This is a genomic window from Rhodoferax sp. GW821-FHT07G04, assembly GCF_059418585.1.
Map to the genome: position 1 here is coordinate 1,690,280 of NZ_JBWKQD010000002.1, position 16,062 is coordinate 1,706,341.

General features: G+C 64.5%; 12 protein-coding genes. 11 read left to right on the forward strand and 1 reads right to left on the reverse strand.

The genetic code is table 11. The features are described 5' to 3' along the window. Window positions 1-59 precede the first annotated feature (59 nt). From AC07OO_RS17105 to AC07OO_RS17155, 11 genes are all read left to right on the forward strand, one after another. Window positions 60-1,103, forward strand: coding sequence for a threonine aldolase family protein (locus AC07OO_RS17105; RefSeq protein WP_495083289.1), 1,044 nt, complete (start codon window positions 60-62; stop codon window positions 1,101-1,103). 16 nt (window positions 1,104-1,119) lie between these two features. Continuing rightward, window positions 1,120-1,602, forward strand: a complete 483-nt coding sequence (locus AC07OO_RS17110; protein ID WP_495083290.1) for a CYTH domain-containing protein — start codon at window positions 1,120-1,122, stop codon at window positions 1,600-1,602. A 57-nt stretch (window positions 1,603-1,659) separates the two neighbouring features. Continuing rightward, window positions 1,660-2,667 (forward strand): LacI family DNA-binding transcriptional regulator, encoded by a 1,008-nt coding sequence (locus AC07OO_RS17115; protein WP_495083291.1) that lies wholly within the window; start codon window positions 1,660-1,662, stop codon window positions 2,665-2,667. A 164-nt stretch (window positions 2,668-2,831) separates the two neighbouring features. Further along, window positions 2,832-5,369, forward strand: coding sequence for a TonB-dependent receptor (locus AC07OO_RS17120; RefSeq protein ID WP_495083292.1), 2,538 nt, complete (start codon window positions 2,832-2,834; stop codon window positions 5,367-5,369). 68 nt (window positions 5,370-5,437) lie between these two features. Beyond that, on the forward strand, window positions 5,438-6,772 hold the full coding sequence (locus AC07OO_RS17125) for an MFS transporter (RefSeq protein ID WP_495083293.1): 1,335 nt from the start codon (window positions 5,438-5,440) through the stop codon (window positions 6,770-6,772). Continuing rightward, the gene (treF, locus tag AC07OO_RS17130; protein ID WP_495083294.1) at window positions 6,769-8,364 is read left to right on the forward strand and encodes an alpha,alpha-trehalase TreF; all 1,596 of its coding nucleotides are present in this window, start codon (window positions 6,769-6,771) and stop codon (window positions 8,362-8,364) included. The genes AC07OO_RS17125 and treF overlap by 4 nt, the downstream gene beginning before the upstream one ends. A gap of 147 nt (window positions 8,365-8,511) precedes the next feature. Continuing rightward, complete coding sequence (locus tag AC07OO_RS17135) at window positions 8,512-10,638, forward strand: PAS-domain containing protein (RefSeq protein ID WP_495083295.1); 2,127 nt, start codon at window positions 8,512-8,514, stop codon at window positions 10,636-10,638. Between the two features lie 256 nt (window positions 10,639-10,894). Then, complete coding sequence (locus AC07OO_RS17140) at window positions 10,895-11,746, forward strand: esterase/lipase family protein (protein WP_495083296.1); 852 nt, start codon at window positions 10,895-10,897, stop codon at window positions 11,744-11,746. Window positions 11,747-11,772: 26 nt separating this feature from the next. Next, the gene (locus tag AC07OO_RS17145) at window positions 11,773-13,269 is read left to right on the forward strand and encodes a wax ester/triacylglycerol synthase family O-acyltransferase (protein WP_495083297.1); all 1,497 of its coding nucleotides are present in this window, start codon (window positions 11,773-11,775) and stop codon (window positions 13,267-13,269) included. A gap of 56 nt (window positions 13,270-13,325) precedes the next feature. Next, a complete protein-coding gene (locus AC07OO_RS17150) occupies window positions 13,326-14,126 on the forward strand; it encodes an alpha/beta hydrolase family protein (RefSeq protein WP_495083298.1) in 801 nt (266 codons plus the stop codon). Continuing rightward, window positions 14,123-15,022 (forward strand): esterase/lipase family protein, encoded by a 900-nt coding sequence (locus AC07OO_RS17155; RefSeq protein WP_495083299.1) that lies wholly within the window; start codon window positions 14,123-14,125, stop codon window positions 15,020-15,022. Before AC07OO_RS17150 ends, AC07OO_RS17155 begins: the two co-directional genes overlap by 4 nt. Here the strand turns inward: AC07OO_RS17155 and AC07OO_RS17160 are convergent, their stop codons facing one another. Next, window positions 15,023-16,033, reverse strand: coding sequence for a Bug family tripartite tricarboxylate transporter substrate binding protein (locus AC07OO_RS17160; protein ID WP_495083300.1), 1,011 nt, complete (start codon window positions 16,031-16,033; stop codon window positions 15,023-15,025). Between the last annotated feature and the right edge of the window lie 29 nt (window positions 16,034-16,062).

The following is a 16,062-nucleotide window of genomic DNA, read 5'->3' on the forward strand; positions in this document are numbered from 1 at the left end:
GTACATCGGTAAGCTTCTTCTCGACAGCCATCCCGACAGCTTCAACGCATATGCATTCCATGAACACTACTCCCATCGACCTTCGTTCCGACACCGTGACCCGCCCCACCGCCGCCATGCGCGTGGCCATGGCCCATGCCGAGGTCGGCGATGACCAATACGGCGAAGACCCCAGCACCAACCGCCTGCAAGCCCGCGTGGCCGAGATGCTGGGCAAGGAGGCGGCCGTGTGGCTGCCCAGCGGCACCATGGCCAACCAGGCGGCTTTGCGCGCATTGACGCGCCCGGGCGACGAGGTAGTGGCCAGCCGCGAGTCGCATGCCGCGTGGCACGAGGCGGGCGGTGCAGCGGCCAACGCTGGCGTGCAAATCCACGAGATCGGGCAGGGCGGCGTCTTCACGGCCGAGGAGCTGCGCGCCGCGGTCAAGCCCAGCAGCCTTTCGGTCTTTCCGACGACGACGCTGGTTCAGGTGGAGAACACCCACAACCGCGCAGGCGGCGTCATGGTGCCCCAGGGCGAGGTGCTGCGCATTTGCGCCGTCGCACGCGAGCTGAAGCTGGCCACCTTTCTCGACGGTGCGCGACTGTGGAATGCCAGCGCCGCCAGTGGCATTGCGCTGGACACATTGGCTGCGCCGTTTGATCTGGTGGCTGTCGCCTTCAGCAAGGGGCTGGGCGCGCCAGGTGGCTCCTTGTTGGCCGGATCGAAAGATCTGATCGCTGCGGCCGATCGCCACCGCCGTCGCCTGGGTGGCGCCATGCGGCAAAACGGCATCTTCAGCGCTGCGGCCCTGTATGCGCTGGACCACCATATGGCGCGTCTGCCGGAGGACCACGCCAACGCCTACGCGTTTGCCGAACGGCTGCGCGCAGGCGCGCCGGTGCTATTGGACATGGCAACGGTGCAGACCAATATCGTGGTCTTCCACCTGCCCGCATCCATTGCACTGGATGCGCCGCAGCTCAGCGCTCGTGCCCGTGCACAGGGTGTGCTGGTCAATGCGTTTGGGCCGCGCACCATACGTGCTGTTACCCACCTGGATGTGGATCGCACGCAATGCGAAAAGGCGGCGGATGTTCTGGTTGCGCTGCTTGCAGGCTAGCCCCTGAGGAATGGGCATGCCCAACGCCACCCCGAAATACGCGCTGACAGAAATTGAGCGCCGTTGGCTGGTCGATCTCTCCAAGGTCGACTCGCTTCAAGGGCTTCCCAAGCGTGCGATTGAAGACCGGTACATTGCGGCATCGCATCTGCGCCTGCGCAAGATCAGTGCAGACGCAGAGCCCACCGTCCTCAAGCTCGGCAAGAAATACGGCAAAGCAGCGCCTTGCAGCGAACCGGTTGTCAGCATCTACTTGACCCCAGCAGAGTTCGACACGCTGGCGTTGTTGCCGTGCAAGGTTGTCGTCAAAGACCGCTACGCCATCGCCGGCGGCTCGCTGGACGTCTACATCAGTCCCAATGCGGGGCTGGCCATTTTTGAAATCGAATTCGCGTCCGGGACAGAGGCTGCAGGCTACACGCCACCCAGCTTTGCGGGCGAGGAGATCACGCTCCATGCCCCATACAGCGGGTTCGCCTTGTCACAGGTGGCACAGTGATTTGCAGCAAGGCAAACCTTCGCACCTTTCGCCCGCCAGTACCTGACAATGGAAACCATGAAAAGCACCCCTACCCCCGGCGCACCCGACAACCACACCATGGAAGACCTGGCCGTGCTCGCCGGCGTCAGCAAGATCACGGTCTCGCGCGCGCTGCGCGACAGCCCGCTGGTGACGCCCGAGACGCGCGCGCGCATCAAGGCCCTGGCCGAGGAGGTGGGCTACCGCTTCAACCACAGCGCACGCAACCTGCGCCTGCGCCGCAGCCACACGATTGCCGTGGTGCTGGAGATGCAGCCTGATGCGGACCGCCCCATGTCCGAGCCCTACCCGCTACAGCTGCTGGGTGGCATCACGCAGGAGCTGACGACGCGTGGCTACAGCGTGTTGCTGACGGCCATGCAAAGCATCAGCAATGGCGCATTGGCCATGCCGGCCGATGGTGTCATCCTGCTGGGTCAGGGCGCGCATGGTGCGGCTGTGCCAGCGGTGGCCAGTTGCGGCCTGCCCTACGTGGTGTGGGGTGCGGAGAAAGGCCAGTCCCAGGGCGTGGTCGTGGGCAGCGACAACTTCCACGGTGGGGCTTGCGCAGCCGAGCGCTTCTTGACGCTGGGCCGGCGTGAACTGGTGTTTCTGGGCGACACGCGCCACGCTGAAATCAATGAGCGGTTTTTGGGTTTCCAAAAGCGGCTGAAACGTGCGGGGCTCAAGGTGCATACGCTGGTGCCGGCCGCATTCACGTTCGGCGCGGGCTTTACTGCCGTGCAGGCTTACTTGGCGCGCAGCAGCACGCCGCCCGACGCGCTGTTTGCCGCCAGCGATTTGCTGGCCATGGGTGCTGTGCGTGCGGTGACGGACGCTGGCCTGTCTGTGCCCGATGCGGTGTCGGTGGTGGGATATGACGATTCACCCGCTGCCCAGACCTTTGCGCCCCCGCTGACCAGCGTGCACCAAGACTGGCGTCACGGTGGTGTGTTGCTGGCGCGCAAGGTGCTGGACCTGGTGGCAGGCCTGCCGGCGCACAGTGAGATCATGCCCACCGAACTGATGGTGCGCGGCACCTGAATTTGGCGGGCGGCCGCACACATGCCGCTCTGACATTCCCCGATTTTTGATGAAACCAGGCTGTTCCCAAACCTCCGGGTTAGTACCAATGACATCGATGTCATTTCACTTTTACACTGCCCTGGCACTAACGGTCCCTGTCCCATTTCATAACGGAGTAACCCATGTCCCCGATCCGCCCATTCCAGGTTCTGCCGGTTTGCCTGGCCGTCGCCGCCCTTGCGACGATGGTCCAGTCTGCCCATGCCCAGACCGCGACCCCAGCGCCCGCCGCTGGTGCCACCACGGACGCACCAGCCGCCGCGTCGGATGCATCCGGTCCGGCCAAGGCGCCGGCCACCGGCCGTGCACAAAGTGCTGACGACAAGAACACCCTCAACGCCGTGGTCGTTACCGGTACCGCGCGCAACACCGGGCAAAAGAAGCTGGCCACCAGCTTCTCCATCTCTACTGCCAACGAAGAGCAGATCAAAGAGGCCGCGCCCTCCAGCACGGCCGATCTGCTGAAGATCGTCCCTGGCATTTATGTGGAAACCTCGGGCGGCGTAGGCAATGCCAATGTCGAGGTGCGCGGCTTCCCCACCGGCAGCGATGCGCCCTATGTGACGATGCAACTCGACGGTGTGCCGCTGTACCCCGCCTCGTCGCTGTTCTTCGTCGAGAACTCTGCGCTGTTCCGACTAGATAACACGATCGAACGGGTCGAGGTGCTGCGCGGCGGCCCAAGCACCATCTGGTCCAACGGGCAGGCCGGTGCCACCGTCAACTTCATCCAAAAGAAGGGGGGCGATACGCCGGATGGCAGCATTGGCTATACCGCCGGCACCGGCGGTCTGCAGCGCGTGGACCTGCACTACAGCGGCAAACTGAGCGACAAGTGGTATGTCAGCGGCGGCGGCTTCTACCGCACCTCCACCGGTGTGCGCGACACCCAATACCCGTCTGACGAAGGCGGCCAGGCCAGCATCAACCTGACGCGCAAGCTAGACGATGGCGAGCTGTCGGTGTGGGGCCGTGTGACGCGTGACAAGAACACCTTCTTCACCGGCATACCGTACACCACCACCGATAACGGCGGCAGCGTCAGCGGCTATCCCGGCATAGATCCCCTGACCGGTGCACTGCAGGGAAATGCCACGCGCATCGTCAATTTCCAGACCTCGCCCGGTGCCGTGCCGGGCACAACAACAGTGGACATGGCCGATGGGCGGGGCGTGAGCTCCAGCATGTACGGCATCGACTTCAACCAGAAGTTCGGCAAGTGGAGCTTCAGTGACAAGGCGGGCTATATGTCGGCCTCCACACCCACCAAGGGCATGTTCACCGGCTCCACCCCAGTAAGCCTGGGTGACTACATCAGCGGCAAGGTGTCCACCGCCAATGGCAGCGCAGCGGTGCTCGCCGCGGCGGGCAAGGCAGCCACCGGCGGCACGGCGAGCTATGCGCTGGGCGGCGCCCCGATTACTGACATGAACCAGCAGGCCATTTCGGTGGGCATGTGGAGCGTGGACATGGACCTCAAGGCCTTCACCAACGATGCACGCATCAGCCGCGAACTGGATGGCGGCCATACGCTGACCTTTGGCCTGTACAACGCCAGCTACAGTGCCAACACGCAGTGGTACCTGGGCAATAACATGCTGATGACGGCGCAGTCACATGCCCAGCCCATCAATGTGGTGCTCAACAACGGCGTGCAGGTGACCCGCAACGGCTTCGAATCCGGCGCCGGTGCGCTGGACGCGCGCTACAACGGCCAGAATACCGCCTTCACGATTGCCGATGAATGGCAGGTCAACAAGCAATGGCGCCTGGATGGCGGTGTGCGGTGGGAGCAGCAGCGCGTCACCGGCGCCTTCGACGGTGGCGCCCGTGGCGATCTGGACAGCAACCCGCTGACGCTGTACAACAACAATGCCGGTTATCTGTCGGGCGTCTACACCCCTGTGGACGTCACATTCAACAAGACATCGGCCACGCTGGGTGCCGCCTACCTGATCAACGACAACCTGAACACCTTTGTGCGCATCAACACCGGCGGCCGCTTCCCCAACCTCAACGAGGTGGGCATTGGTGGCGTGCGGGTCATGGAAGACACGCGGCAATACGAAATTGGCGTGAAAGCCGCGGACAAGAACTACAGCCTGTTCCTGACCGCGTTCCGCAACACCTTCGTCGGCCAGATCCAGACCCAGACGCTGGCCGACGGCACGCAACTGACCTTCAACCGCGGCTCGGAGGCCAATGGCCTGGAGTTTGAGGGTGCATACCGGCCCACACGCGGGCTGGAGCTGGCCTTCGGCGGTGCGTGGTCCATTGGCAAATACAACGACGGCGGTCCCGACGACGGCAACCAGGTGCTGCGCCAGCCCCAATTCCAGGCCCGGTTCAGCCCCAGCTACCGGTTTGATAGCGACTGGGGCTCGACCAAGGTGTTCGCCACCGTCGCCTACATCGGCAAGCGCTTCTCCGACACGCAAAACCTGCAGCCTTTGCCGGCCTACACCACGCTGGATGCTGGCTTCGTCGTCGACATGAACGACCTGGAGTTCCGCGTCACGGGCACCAACCTGACCAACACGCTGGGCTTGACCGAAGGCAATGCGCGCATCATCGGCGGTGGGTCCAATGCGCAGGGTGTGTTCTTGGGTAGATCCATCTTTGGCCGCGCCATCCAGGTGTCTCTGACCAAACACTTCTAAGCTTCTCGCCACAGACCTCCATTGCAGGCGCCGCCACCCGTGCGGCGCTTGCCCATTGCGCAAATGCCATGAACAACCTCAGCCCCACCCCCTCTACCGGCAGCCAAGGCCTGATCCGCAGCGCGGTCATCCTGGTTTATATGGTCTTTGGCGCCCTGCTCAACAGCGTGGGCTCCATCAACCTGCTGGCCGTGCAGTCCATGGGCGTGACCCGTGCCGACGCTGCGGTGCTGGACGCCTACAAAGACCTGCCGATTGCCATCGTCTCCTTCCTCGTGGCCTCGCTGCTGCCGCGCCTGGGGCTGCGGCGCGCCATGCTGATCGGTCTGGCGGCCGTGGGGTTGGGTTGCGCGCTGATGCCTGTGCTGTCGGCCTTCTGGGCCATCAAGCTGCTGTTCATTACCATCGGCACGGCCTTTGCGCTGGTCAAGGTTTCGGCCTATTCGATGATTGGCTTGCTGACGCGCGATGCGCGCAGCCATGCCAGCTTTACTAATCTGCTGGAGGGCATGTTCATGCTGGGCGTGTTGAGCGGCTACTGGCTGTTCAGCGCAGCGGTGGACAACGCCCACCCGGACTCCACGGCCTGGCTCAATGTCTACTGGGTGCTGACCGCCATCATCGCCATCGGCTTTTGCCTGTTGGCCGTCAGCCGCGTGGATGAGACCGAGGCCCGCGCCAGTGGCCTGGGTGCCGCACGCAATGGCTCGCTGACCGATGACGTTCGCGCCATGCTGCGTCTGATGTTGTCTGGCCTGGTCATGGTGTTTGTGCTCAGCGCATTCCTCTATGTGCTGATCGAGCAAGGTGTGGCCACCTGGCTGCCCAGCTTCAACAACCAGGTATTGCACATGCCTGCGGCGATGAGTGTGGGCTTGGCCGTCATCATGCCGGCCAGTACGGCGCTAGGCCGCCTGATCAGCGCCGTAGTGATTGCGCGGGTCGGCTGGTACAGCGTCGTCAACCTCTGTGTGGTGGCGATTGCCACGTTGATACTGATGACGCTTCCGCTGTCGGCTGGCTTACAACCCAACCCGAATATGGGTTGGGTCAGCGCACCGCTGGTGGCCTATGTGTTCCCGCTGATTGGCCTGTTCCTGGCCCCCATATACCCGGCGATCAATTCCGCCATGCTCAGCGTGCTGCCCAAAAGTCGGCATGCTGCGATGACCGGATTGATCGTCATCTTTTCCGCGCTGGGCGGTTCGTTCGGTTCCTTCGTGACTGGGCGCCTGTTCATGGCCTTTGATGGCCGCACTGCCTTTGCGTTGCTACTGGTGCCGATTGCACTGTTGGCACTGTTCCTGTGGCTGTTCCACCGCGCGCTGCGCAGGAACGCGCTGCAAGCCGCATGGCAGCAACAAAAGCTGGACGCGCGCACAGCCGCAGGCATGACCCCATGAAGCGAGAAGTTCCTTTAACGGCGCCGCAACAGACGCCGCTTGAACAACGCGCGCTGGATGCCCAGCGCACGCCACTGCGTATGTATGGCCAGCTATTTGTCGATGTGCAGATGCAGGACGTGCTGAGCGATGGCAAAACCTTCGTCGACGCACTGCCCCGCAGCCTGCAACCGGCCCTGCTGGTCGGCCTGTACGAACAGCGCCGGCACGAGCCGGGCTTCTCGCTGACTGCTTTTGTCGCCGAGCATTTTGTGCTGCCGCAGACCGGCGTGGCCAACTCGCCATGGGATGCGATCCGTGAACGCATACGCGGCCTGTGGCCCCAGCTGGTGCGCAGTACGGACAACGAGGTGCCGCCGCTGCCAGGCACCAGCACACTGCTGCCACTGCCCCATCCCTATGTAGTGCCGGGTGGGCGCTTCCGCGAGGTCTACTACTGGGACTCCTACTTCACCATGCTGGGCCTGGTCGAAGACGGTTACCGCCCCTTGGCCGAAGACATGCTGCGCAACTTCGCCAGCCTGATCGACCGCTACGGCTTCATCCCCAACAGCAACCGCAGCTACATGTTGAGCCGCTCGCAACCACCGTTCTTCTTCAAGATGGTGCAGTGCGCAGCGCCCCTGGCCGACGAGGGGGCCGCCTATGCCATGTACCTGCAGCAGCTCAAGGCCGAGTACGCCTACTGGATGGAGGGCGAGGTGGGCGCCGACGTGCAACTGCCGCGCGGCCAGGCCCTCGGCCACTTGGTACACCTGCCCGACGGCGCATTGCTGAACCGCTACTGGGACGAAGCGGACCACCCCCGCGAGGAGTCCTACCGCGACGATGTGCTGACCGCACAGAAGAGTGACCGCCCCGCCGCCCAGGTCTACCGCAACCTCCGCGCCGGGGCTGAAAGCGGTTGGGACTTCAGCAGCCGCTGGTGCGCCGACCCGCAGCGCCTGGACAGCATCGAGACCACCGAGATTCTGCCGGCGGACCTGAACAGCCTGCTGTGGGGCCTGGAAGGTGCTATCGCCCAAGGCTGTGCCCATGCAGGCGATACTGCGGGCGCGCAGCACTACGCCCAGCGCGCGCGGCGGCGTAAGCGTGCCATCAACCGCTATCTGTGGAGCGAAGCGCAGGGCCATTACGTAGACTACCAGTGGGTCAAGCACCAGCCGCGCCCGCAACTGACGGCCGCCGCGCTGGTGCCCTTGTACCTGGGTGTGGCCAGCGATGCGCAGGCCGAGTCCAGTGCCCATGTCGTACAGGCGCAGTTGCTGACGCAGAACGGTTTGCAGACCACGCTGCAGCAGACTGGCCAGCAATGGGACGCTCCCAATGGCTGGGCCCCGTTGCAGTGGATGGCGGCCCATGGTCTGCTGCGCTATGGCCATGCGGACCTGGCGCGCGACATCGCTTCCCGCTGGTTGGGGGCGGTGCACCGCGTCTACCTGGAGACGGGCCGGCTGCTGGAGAAATACGATGTCACGGCCTTTCGCCCCGGCGGCGGCGGCGAGTACGCCACGCAGGATGGCTTCGGCTGGACCAATGCCACCTACGTCACGCTGCGCAAAGACTTTCCTTTGACAGATGCTACTAAATAGATAGCGATATACGCATATTTTTCGAGGGCTAACGCCCGATTTAACAAAACCCAGTCGGCCTGAACGCGGCATGGGTGGTATAGAAAGCCGTGCAGGCGTAGACTGGCACTCTTTGGCAAGAACTCACACATCTGCTCGGGAGTCCGCGTGGCAATTGAACTGGGGTCGGGCGACAAGCTGGCGCTGCTCGCGCAGGGGCTGGACCAGCTCGACATCGGCCTCACCGTGTTCGACCGTGACTTGGTGATGGTGGCCGCCAACCGGCGCTTCCAGCAGTTGCTGAATTTCCCCGACGCCCTGTGCCGACCCGGCACCACCATGCAGGACGCGCTGCGCCACAACGCCACCCAGGGTGAATACGGCCCCGGTGATGTCGAAGAGCTGGTGCGCCCGCGGCTGGAACTGGCCCGCCAGTTTCTGCCCCATCGGTTTGAGCGTGTGCGACCAGATGGCTCCATCATCGAAGTCTATGGCCACCCCCTGCCCGACGGCGGCATGGTCACCACCTACACCGACGTCACCATTCCGCGCCAGCGCGAGCAAGCCCTGCGCGAACTCAAGTCCGAGCTGGAGCAACGCGTGGAGGCACGCACCGCCGAACTGCGCCACCGCGAGGCCGAGCTGGCGCGCAAGGCGGCGCTGTTGGAGTCGGTCGTCAGCAATGTGAACCAGGGCATCAGCTACGTCAATGCGGATCTCGTCATTGAGTTGTGCAATGCCAAGTTCGGTGAACTGTTGGAGCTACCCGCCGAGCTGTGCCAGCCAGGTGTGCACTTTGAAAAGCTGGCCTACTTCAACGCCGAGCGCGGCGAGTACGGCCCCGGGGACGTCAAGGAATTGGCCGAGTCGCGCATCGCCATTGCCAAGCAGTTCCAGCCCCACCGCTTCGAGCGCACCCGCCCCAGCGACGGCAGTACGCTGGAGATCATGGGCATGCCCACGCCCGACGGCGGCATGGTGTCCACCTACCTGGACATCAGCGAACGCAAGGCCCATGAGCGGGCGTTGCAGCTGGAGCGCGAACGCCTGAGCGCCATCTTGCGGGGCACGAATGCCGGCTCCTGGGAGGTCAACCTGCAAACCGGCCAGGTGCAGATCAATGCCCGCTGGGCCGAGCTGACGGGCCACACGCTGGAAGAACTCAGCCCCTTCACGCTGGACACCCTGCCCCGGCTGTTCCACCCCGATGATCTAGTCCTGGCCCAGACCGCGCTGGTGCAGCACTTGAAGGACCAGACGCCCTACTACCGGTTCGAGCATCGCCTGAAGCACAAGGACGGGCACTGGGTCTGGGTCGCCGCCCATGGCCAGGTGTCCACCCGTACAACCGACGGCCGCGCCGAGTGGATGGCCGGCACCCACATGGACATCGCCGAGCGCAAGGAGGCCGAGCAGCGCATCCATGAGCTCAACGAGACGCTGGAGGAGCGCGTGGCCGAGCGCTCGGCCCAGTTGCATGCGGCCATGCAGACGCTGCACCAGTCGCAAGAGGCACTGGCCCGCAGCGCCGCCAAGGCGACACTGGGCACGCTGGTGGCCAGTGTCACGCACGAGCTGGCCACGCCGCTGGGCAATAGCCTGATCACGGCCAGCACCTGCACCGACCTGGCCAAGCGCCTGCAGGCCCAGGTGGACGCGGGCCAGCTCAAGCGCTCGGACCTGGCGGCGTTTTTGCAAGAGGTGTCGGAGGGCAGCGCGCTGATCGAGCGCAACCTGCACCGCGCCGTGGCCCTGGTGCAAAACTTCAAACAGGTGGCCGCCGACCAGGCCAGCGAGCAGCGCCGCAGCTTCGACCTGGCCGATGTCGTCAAGGAGGTGTTGGACACGTTGAGCCCCAGCCTCAAGCGCCACACCCACAAGGTGGTGGTCGAGGTACCGTCCGACATCCTCTTGGACAGCTTCCCCGGCGCACTGGGTCAGGTGCTGATCAACCTGATTAACAACGCCTATCTGCATGCCTTTGAGGGGCGCACCGACGGCACGGTGCGCATCGCGGCCCAGGCCCAGTTCGGCTGGGTGGACCTGCAGGTCTCGGACGACGGCATTGGCATGTCGCGAGAGCTGCTGGCGCAGTTCTTCCAGCCCTTCTTCAGCACCAAGATCGGCCGCGGCGGAACGGGCCTGGGCATGACCATTGTGGAAAACCTCGTCAAGAAGACGCTGGGCGGCACCCTGGCCGTGGAATCCACCCCGGGCCAGGGCAGCAGCTTCAAAATTCGCCTGCCGCTGCGGGCGCCGCAGGCGGAAGACGTGGGCTTTGATGCCCATATTTGATGTAGCCCCCCACGCTCCACCGCTGCGCGGGTCGCTGATCAGGCCCAGCCAGAGGCTAGGGCTCTTCAGGCTGTCCAAAGCCACGCAGGTGGCTTTGGAGCCGTAGCCTTCAGCCCCTCGGGGGTTCTCGCCCTGGGGCGGCCCGGCGGCAAAACCTGTTTTTGCCCATTTTTTAGGCTTACCACCTAACTTTGCTGTCACCAATTCGTCATAGACTGTCAGGAGTTGGAACATCCGCAGAACAGGAGTCTTGTCAATGCACCGTCGCCGTCCCGTCGTTCGCCATGGCCATGTTGGCGCGCCGCATGTGCTGAGTTCGCTGCTGGAAGGCCGTGGTTTGCTGGAGATGGCCCTGTTGCCCGCCTCTTTGCCCCTGCTGATGGAAGCCCCCCACGGCGACGGCCACCCGGTGCTGCTGGTGCCCGGCTTCATGGCTGGAGAGACCACCTTGATCGGCCTGAAGCTAATGTTGCAAAACAAAGGCTACGACGTCCATACCTGGGGCCTGGGCCGCAATGTGGGCTTTCGCAGCAAGCATGCCAATGCGCTGCCCCAAAAAATCCGCCACCTGCACTACACCACCGGCAAGAAGGTCAGCCTGGTCGGCTGGAGCCTGGGCGGTGTTTTCTCCATGTACAGCGCGCAGAATTCGCTGGAGTGCGTGCGCTCCATCATCACGCTGGGCAGCCCGGTCAGCGTGGACGCCTCGGGCAGCCAGTCGCCCACGGCCGTCAAGGCGCTGTACCGCCTGGTATCGCACCGCCTGGGCGCCGCCGCCCACGTGATGCAACCCAAGGTCAAGGTCATGCGCGAGCGCCGCCGCCTGGCCATTCCCACCAGTTGCCTGTACTCGCTGTCCGATGGCGTGGTGCCCCCGCAAGAGGCCACCATCGACGGCGACCCGGCGCTGCACGAAAACATCCAGGTGCCCGGCAGCCATATCGGCCTGGGCTTCAACGGTATCGTGCTGTCCATCGTGGCCGACCGGCTGGCCCAGCCCGAGAACCAATGGAAGCCCTTCGTCCCCAAGGGGCTGCTGGCCCGCGTGCTGAGCGCCACCGGCGCAGCCGCGCCAGAGGCCCCTTGCACCGTATCCGGTACCCTCTGAACTGCACCCCAGAAAGAAACTTTTGCATGCGCCAACTGAGTGAACACGACGCGGCTTACATCTACTCCGACAGCGCGCACGCCAACTCCAACCTCACGCTGCTGCACATCTACGACCAATCCACCGCACCCGGTGGCATGGTGCGCTTCAAGCAGATCCTGGCCCACGTGGAAAGCCGGCTCGACAAGCTGCCCAACTTCCGCGAAAAGATCCTGCGCGTGCCGCTGGACCTGGACTACCCCTACTGGGTGGAAGACGAGAACTTCAACATCGAATACCACGTGCGCCACATCGCGTTGCCCAAGCCGGGCGACTGGCGCCAGTTCTGCATCCAGTCCTCGCGCATCCACGCGCGCCCGCTAGACCTGCAGCGGCCTCTGTGGGAGATGTATGTCATCGAGGGGCTGGACAGTTTTCTGGACCTGCCGGTGGGCAGTTTCGCGGTGCTGCTGAAGATCCACCACGCCGCCATTGATGTGAGTCACGGCAACGAAATCACCAGCCTGTTGCACGACCTGTCGCCGGTGGCTGCTGCGCCGGCACCGGCCGCACCCTGGTTCCCTGAAACTCCACCGGGCAATATGCAACTGCTGTGGTTGGCGGGTCTGAACTTCGCGACACTGCCGCTGCGCCTGGCCCAACCGCTGAGCAATAGTTGGACCGCGATCAAGGCTACGGTCAAGACCTTCGCTGGCGAGTTTCTGGGCAAGCCCCACGCCTTTCCGACGACCCGCTTCAACACCGAGGTCTCGCCGCACCGCGTGTTCGAGACCCGCCGTTTTGCGCTGGCCGACTTCAAGGCCATCCGCGACCTGGTGCCCGGTGCCTCGGTCAACGACGTAGTGCAAGCCGTCTGTGCAGGCGCTCTGCGCAATTACTTGTACAAGCAAGATGAGCTGCCACTGCAAAGCCTGGTCGCGGCCGCCCCCATTGCCGTGCACAGCGATGTAGACGCTGAATTGGTAAGCGACCCCTCCGGCAACTACTCCTGGGTGCGCGTCGGTCTGGGCACCGACATTGCCGATCCGGTGCAGCGCCTGGCTGCCATCCAGCAGGCCAGCTCCTCATCCGCCGTCATGGCCCAGGCCCTGAGCGCCCGCGAGCTGACGCTGCTGGCCCAGCAAGCGCCTTCGCTGGCCATTGTGGCCACCAGCAAGATGCTGCGTTCGGCCTCGGCCCTGCTGGGCGACTGGGCACCGCTGGCCAATTGCGCCATCACCAATGTGCCGGGCTCGCGCGAACCGCTGTACCTGCTGGGCGCGCGGCTCACCTATCTGTCGGCCATCATGCCCATCTCTGACGGCATGGGTCTGGTCTTCTCGGTCACCGGCTACAACGACACCATCGTTGTGTCGTTCACGTCCTGCTACGAGCAGTTGCCCGACCCTGACGTGCTGGCCCAGTGCCTGCGCGACAGCTTCCAGGAATACCTGGCGTTGACCAAACCCGCGCCCGCACCCAAGCTGCGGCGCAAACGCCCAGCGACTAAGGCTGAAGCCAAAGAAACGGCTGTGCTGGCCTAAGCTGCGGGCTTGGCCTAGGATGGACCCCGTGGCGCTACTAAGCCACAGGAGGGCCTATGAAAACTCTGAGGCTGTTTGTGCTGGTCTGGCTCAGTGCCTTGGCTTGCGCTGGCGCCGGGCTGGCGCAAACCCCTGGTGTGGGCGAAGTGTTGTCGGTGGAAACACGACCCCAGGTGCGCGTGCCACTGTTTGCAGTGTGGAATCCGCAAGCCACCGCCACCGTGGTGCTGTTCTCCGGTGGCGGTGGCGGCTATGGCAGGTTGGGCCATGACGGCTGGCCGGCCAGCCAGAACTTCCTGATCCGAACCGGCAAGCTGTGGGCCAGCTACCCGTTCAACGTGGTGATGGTCGGCCGCCCGTCTGATGCCATAGACCTGAGCGATGACGTGGTGCGCATTGGCGAATTGCATGCGGCCGACAACCTCGCCGTCTTCACCGCCATCAAGGCCAGAAGCCCGCTGCCCCTTTGGCTGGTAGGCACCAGCATGGGCACGATCTCGGCCGCCGCCGCCGCCATCCGCGACACCCATGAACAGATTGCCGGTGTGGTGCTGACATCGTCTGTCACCGCCTACAAGTGGGCGGGTGCTGTGCCCCGGCAAGACCTCGGCAAAATCCGCGTCCCCACGCTGGTGGTGCACCACGCGCGTGACGGTTGCCGCGTCTGCACACCCTATGAAGCCAAGGCCATTCCCGCAGCCTTGAAGCAGGCGCCGGTGAAGGCCTTGCTGATGGTGCAGGAGGGGGTTGGTGAGTCGGGCGATCCCTGCGAGGCCCTGCACTTCCATGGCTACATCGGGGCCGAGGCATCCGTCGTGGAGCGCATCGCGCGCTGGATCCAAAACCCGGTGCAATGAACAGCTTGCTGCCCATGCTGCCAATGCTGCGCGCCCTGCTCTTTGGCTTGTTGGTTTGCGCCACGGCATTGGTACATGCGCAGGGCGCCGCACCTCCGTCCGCCGTTTGCGGTGCGGTGGTGGACATCCCCACCCATGCCGGCACCACGATGCGCTACAGCTGGCAGACCCCGCGGCCGGGCGATGGCACCGCAGCCGGAAAGGGCGCGATAGCCGCCATCCTGCTGATCGGCGGTGGCGGTTGGCTGGACATCGACGATGCCGGTTGCCCACGGCGTCTCAAAGGCAATATCCTCGTGCGTAGCGCGCCGCGCCTGCAGGCCGCGGGTGTCACCACCGTGCTGGTGGACGCGCCATCGGATCGGTGGAGTGACGATGGCCTCGCGGGCTTGCGCATCCAGACCGAACACGCGGTGGACCTGGGGCGTGTGGTGGCCGATGTGCGCGCCCGCACCGGCGCCCAGGCCGTGTGGCTGCTGGGGCACAGCCGCGGCACGCTGTCCGCGGCCAACGCGGCAGCACGTTTGCGCGGCGGGCAGGCACCCGATGGTGTGGTGCTGGTGTCACCCATGCTGGTGGGTGAGAACAGCAAGCGCAGGCCCTGGGTCGCGCAGTCCCTGTCGGATACCGACCTGAAAAATTTCCCAGGTGCACTGCTGGTGTTGGGCCACGCGGCCGACAACTGCCCACGCTCGCCACCCGAGCAGCTGGACATGGTGCTCAACGAGGCCCGGGCCACACGTGCGCAGGCGGTGCGGTTCAGCGGCGGGCCGCACCCGGTCGGCCGCGCGCCCAGCCTATCGGCGTGTGAAGTCCACGAGTCGCACGACTTCGTGGACCAGGATGCTGGGTTTGCCGAAGGCGTGTTGCGTTTTATGCGGGGCGGAAATTTCTAGCTATTGCGGCACGAAGCCGGTCGACTTGATGATGCGTGCCCAGGTCTGGCTGTAGGCCTGCTCGCGGCTGGCCAGTTGCTGCGGCGTCATATAGGCCACGGTCAGGCCCATCGCGGTCAGGCGGTCGTGCACCTCGGGCAGCGCAACCACCTTGGCCAGCGCTGCGGAAATCTTGTCGATGGTTGCCTGCGGTGTGCCGGCGGGCGCAAAGATGCCGTAGTAGGGCAGGTCTTCAAAGCCGGCCAGGCCCAGCTCAGCAAAGGTGGGTACATCGGGCAGCGTGGCCTGGCGCGCGTTGCCCATTACCGCGACGACGCGTATCTTGCCGGCCTTGTGGTTCTCGATGAAGTCGGGCACCGAGCCCGTGCCCGCTGCAATCTGGTTGCCCAGCATGTCACCCATCATCGGCGCGCTGCCGCGGTAGGGGGCGGACTGCAGATCCAGCTTGTACTTTTGGCCAATCATCTTGACCAGAAACTCGGGCACCGACGCGGGTGCCGGCACACCCACCGTGCCCTTGCCTGCGCCTTGCTTTTGTACCCAGGCTACATACTCGCCCATGGACTTGGCGGGCGTGCCGCCCGACACCGCCAGCGCATTCACGAAGGTGGCAAATCCGCCCACGGCCACGAAATCGCGCGCCGGCTCAAAGCCCGGGTTCTTGACCACCAGCGGCAGGATGGAGACCGTGTGGTCGTGCGACAAAAACAGCGTCGTGCCGTCGGGCGCGGCCGTCTTCAGCGCCTGAGCCGCAATCTGCCCGCCCGCGCCGGCCTTGTTCTCCACGATGACGCTGCTGCCCAGCGGGTCTTTGAGCTTCTCGGCCAGTATGCGGGCGATGGCATCGGTGCCGCCGCCCGGCGGAAAGCCCACCAGCAGCCGGACCGTGCCGCCGCCTTGGGCCTGGGCCAGGTTGCTACCCAAACACAGCGCGCCCACAGCCAGTGTGACGGCCAGACGGCGGCTGAGTTTGCTGTTGGCAAGAAGGCGGGAGGAAAGCGCAAAAACCATGGGGGGACTCCGATGAAGAAAGGGCCAAT

What these genes read in the sequence shown, in the direction of transcription:
- AC07OO_RS17110 (WP_495083290.1), top strand. Translation starts at nt 1,120, where the DNA reads ATGCCCAACGCCACCCCGAAATACGCGCTGACAGAAATTGAGCGCCGT.
- AC07OO_RS17150 (WP_495083298.1), top strand. Translation starts at nt 13,326, where the DNA reads ATGAAAACTCTGAGGCTGTTTGTGCTGGTCTGGCTCAGTGCCTTGGCT.
- treF (WP_495083294.1), top strand. Translation starts at nt 6,769, where the DNA reads ATGAAGCGAGAAGTTCCTTTAACGGCGCCGCAACAGACGCCGCTTGAA.
- AC07OO_RS17105 (WP_495083289.1), top strand. Translation starts at nt 60, where the DNA reads ATGAACACTACTCCCATCGACCTTCGTTCCGACACCGTGACCCGCCCC.
- AC07OO_RS17145 (WP_495083297.1), top strand. Translation starts at nt 11,773, where the DNA reads ATGCGCCAACTGAGTGAACACGACGCGGCTTACATCTACTCCGACAGC.
- AC07OO_RS17140 (WP_495083296.1), top strand. Translation starts at nt 10,895, where the DNA reads ATGCACCGTCGCCGTCCCGTCGTTCGCCATGGCCATGTTGGCGCGCCG.
- AC07OO_RS17125 (WP_495083293.1), top strand. Translation starts at nt 5,438, where the DNA reads ATGAACAACCTCAGCCCCACCCCCTCTACCGGCAGCCAAGGCCTGATC.
- AC07OO_RS17155 (WP_495083299.1), top strand. Translation starts at nt 14,123, where the DNA reads ATGAACAGCTTGCTGCCCATGCTGCCAATGCTGCGCGCCCTGCTCTTT.
- AC07OO_RS17115 (WP_495083291.1), top strand. Translation starts at nt 1,660, where the DNA reads ATGAAAAGCACCCCTACCCCCGGCGCACCCGACAACCACACCATGGAA.
- AC07OO_RS17160 (WP_495083300.1), bottom strand. Translation starts at nt 16,033, where the DNA reads ATGGTTTTTGCGCTTTCCTCCCGCCTTCTTGCCAACAGCAAACTCAGC.
- AC07OO_RS17120 (WP_495083292.1), top strand. Translation starts at nt 2,832, where the DNA reads ATGTCCCCGATCCGCCCATTCCAGGTTCTGCCGGTTTGCCTGGCCGTC.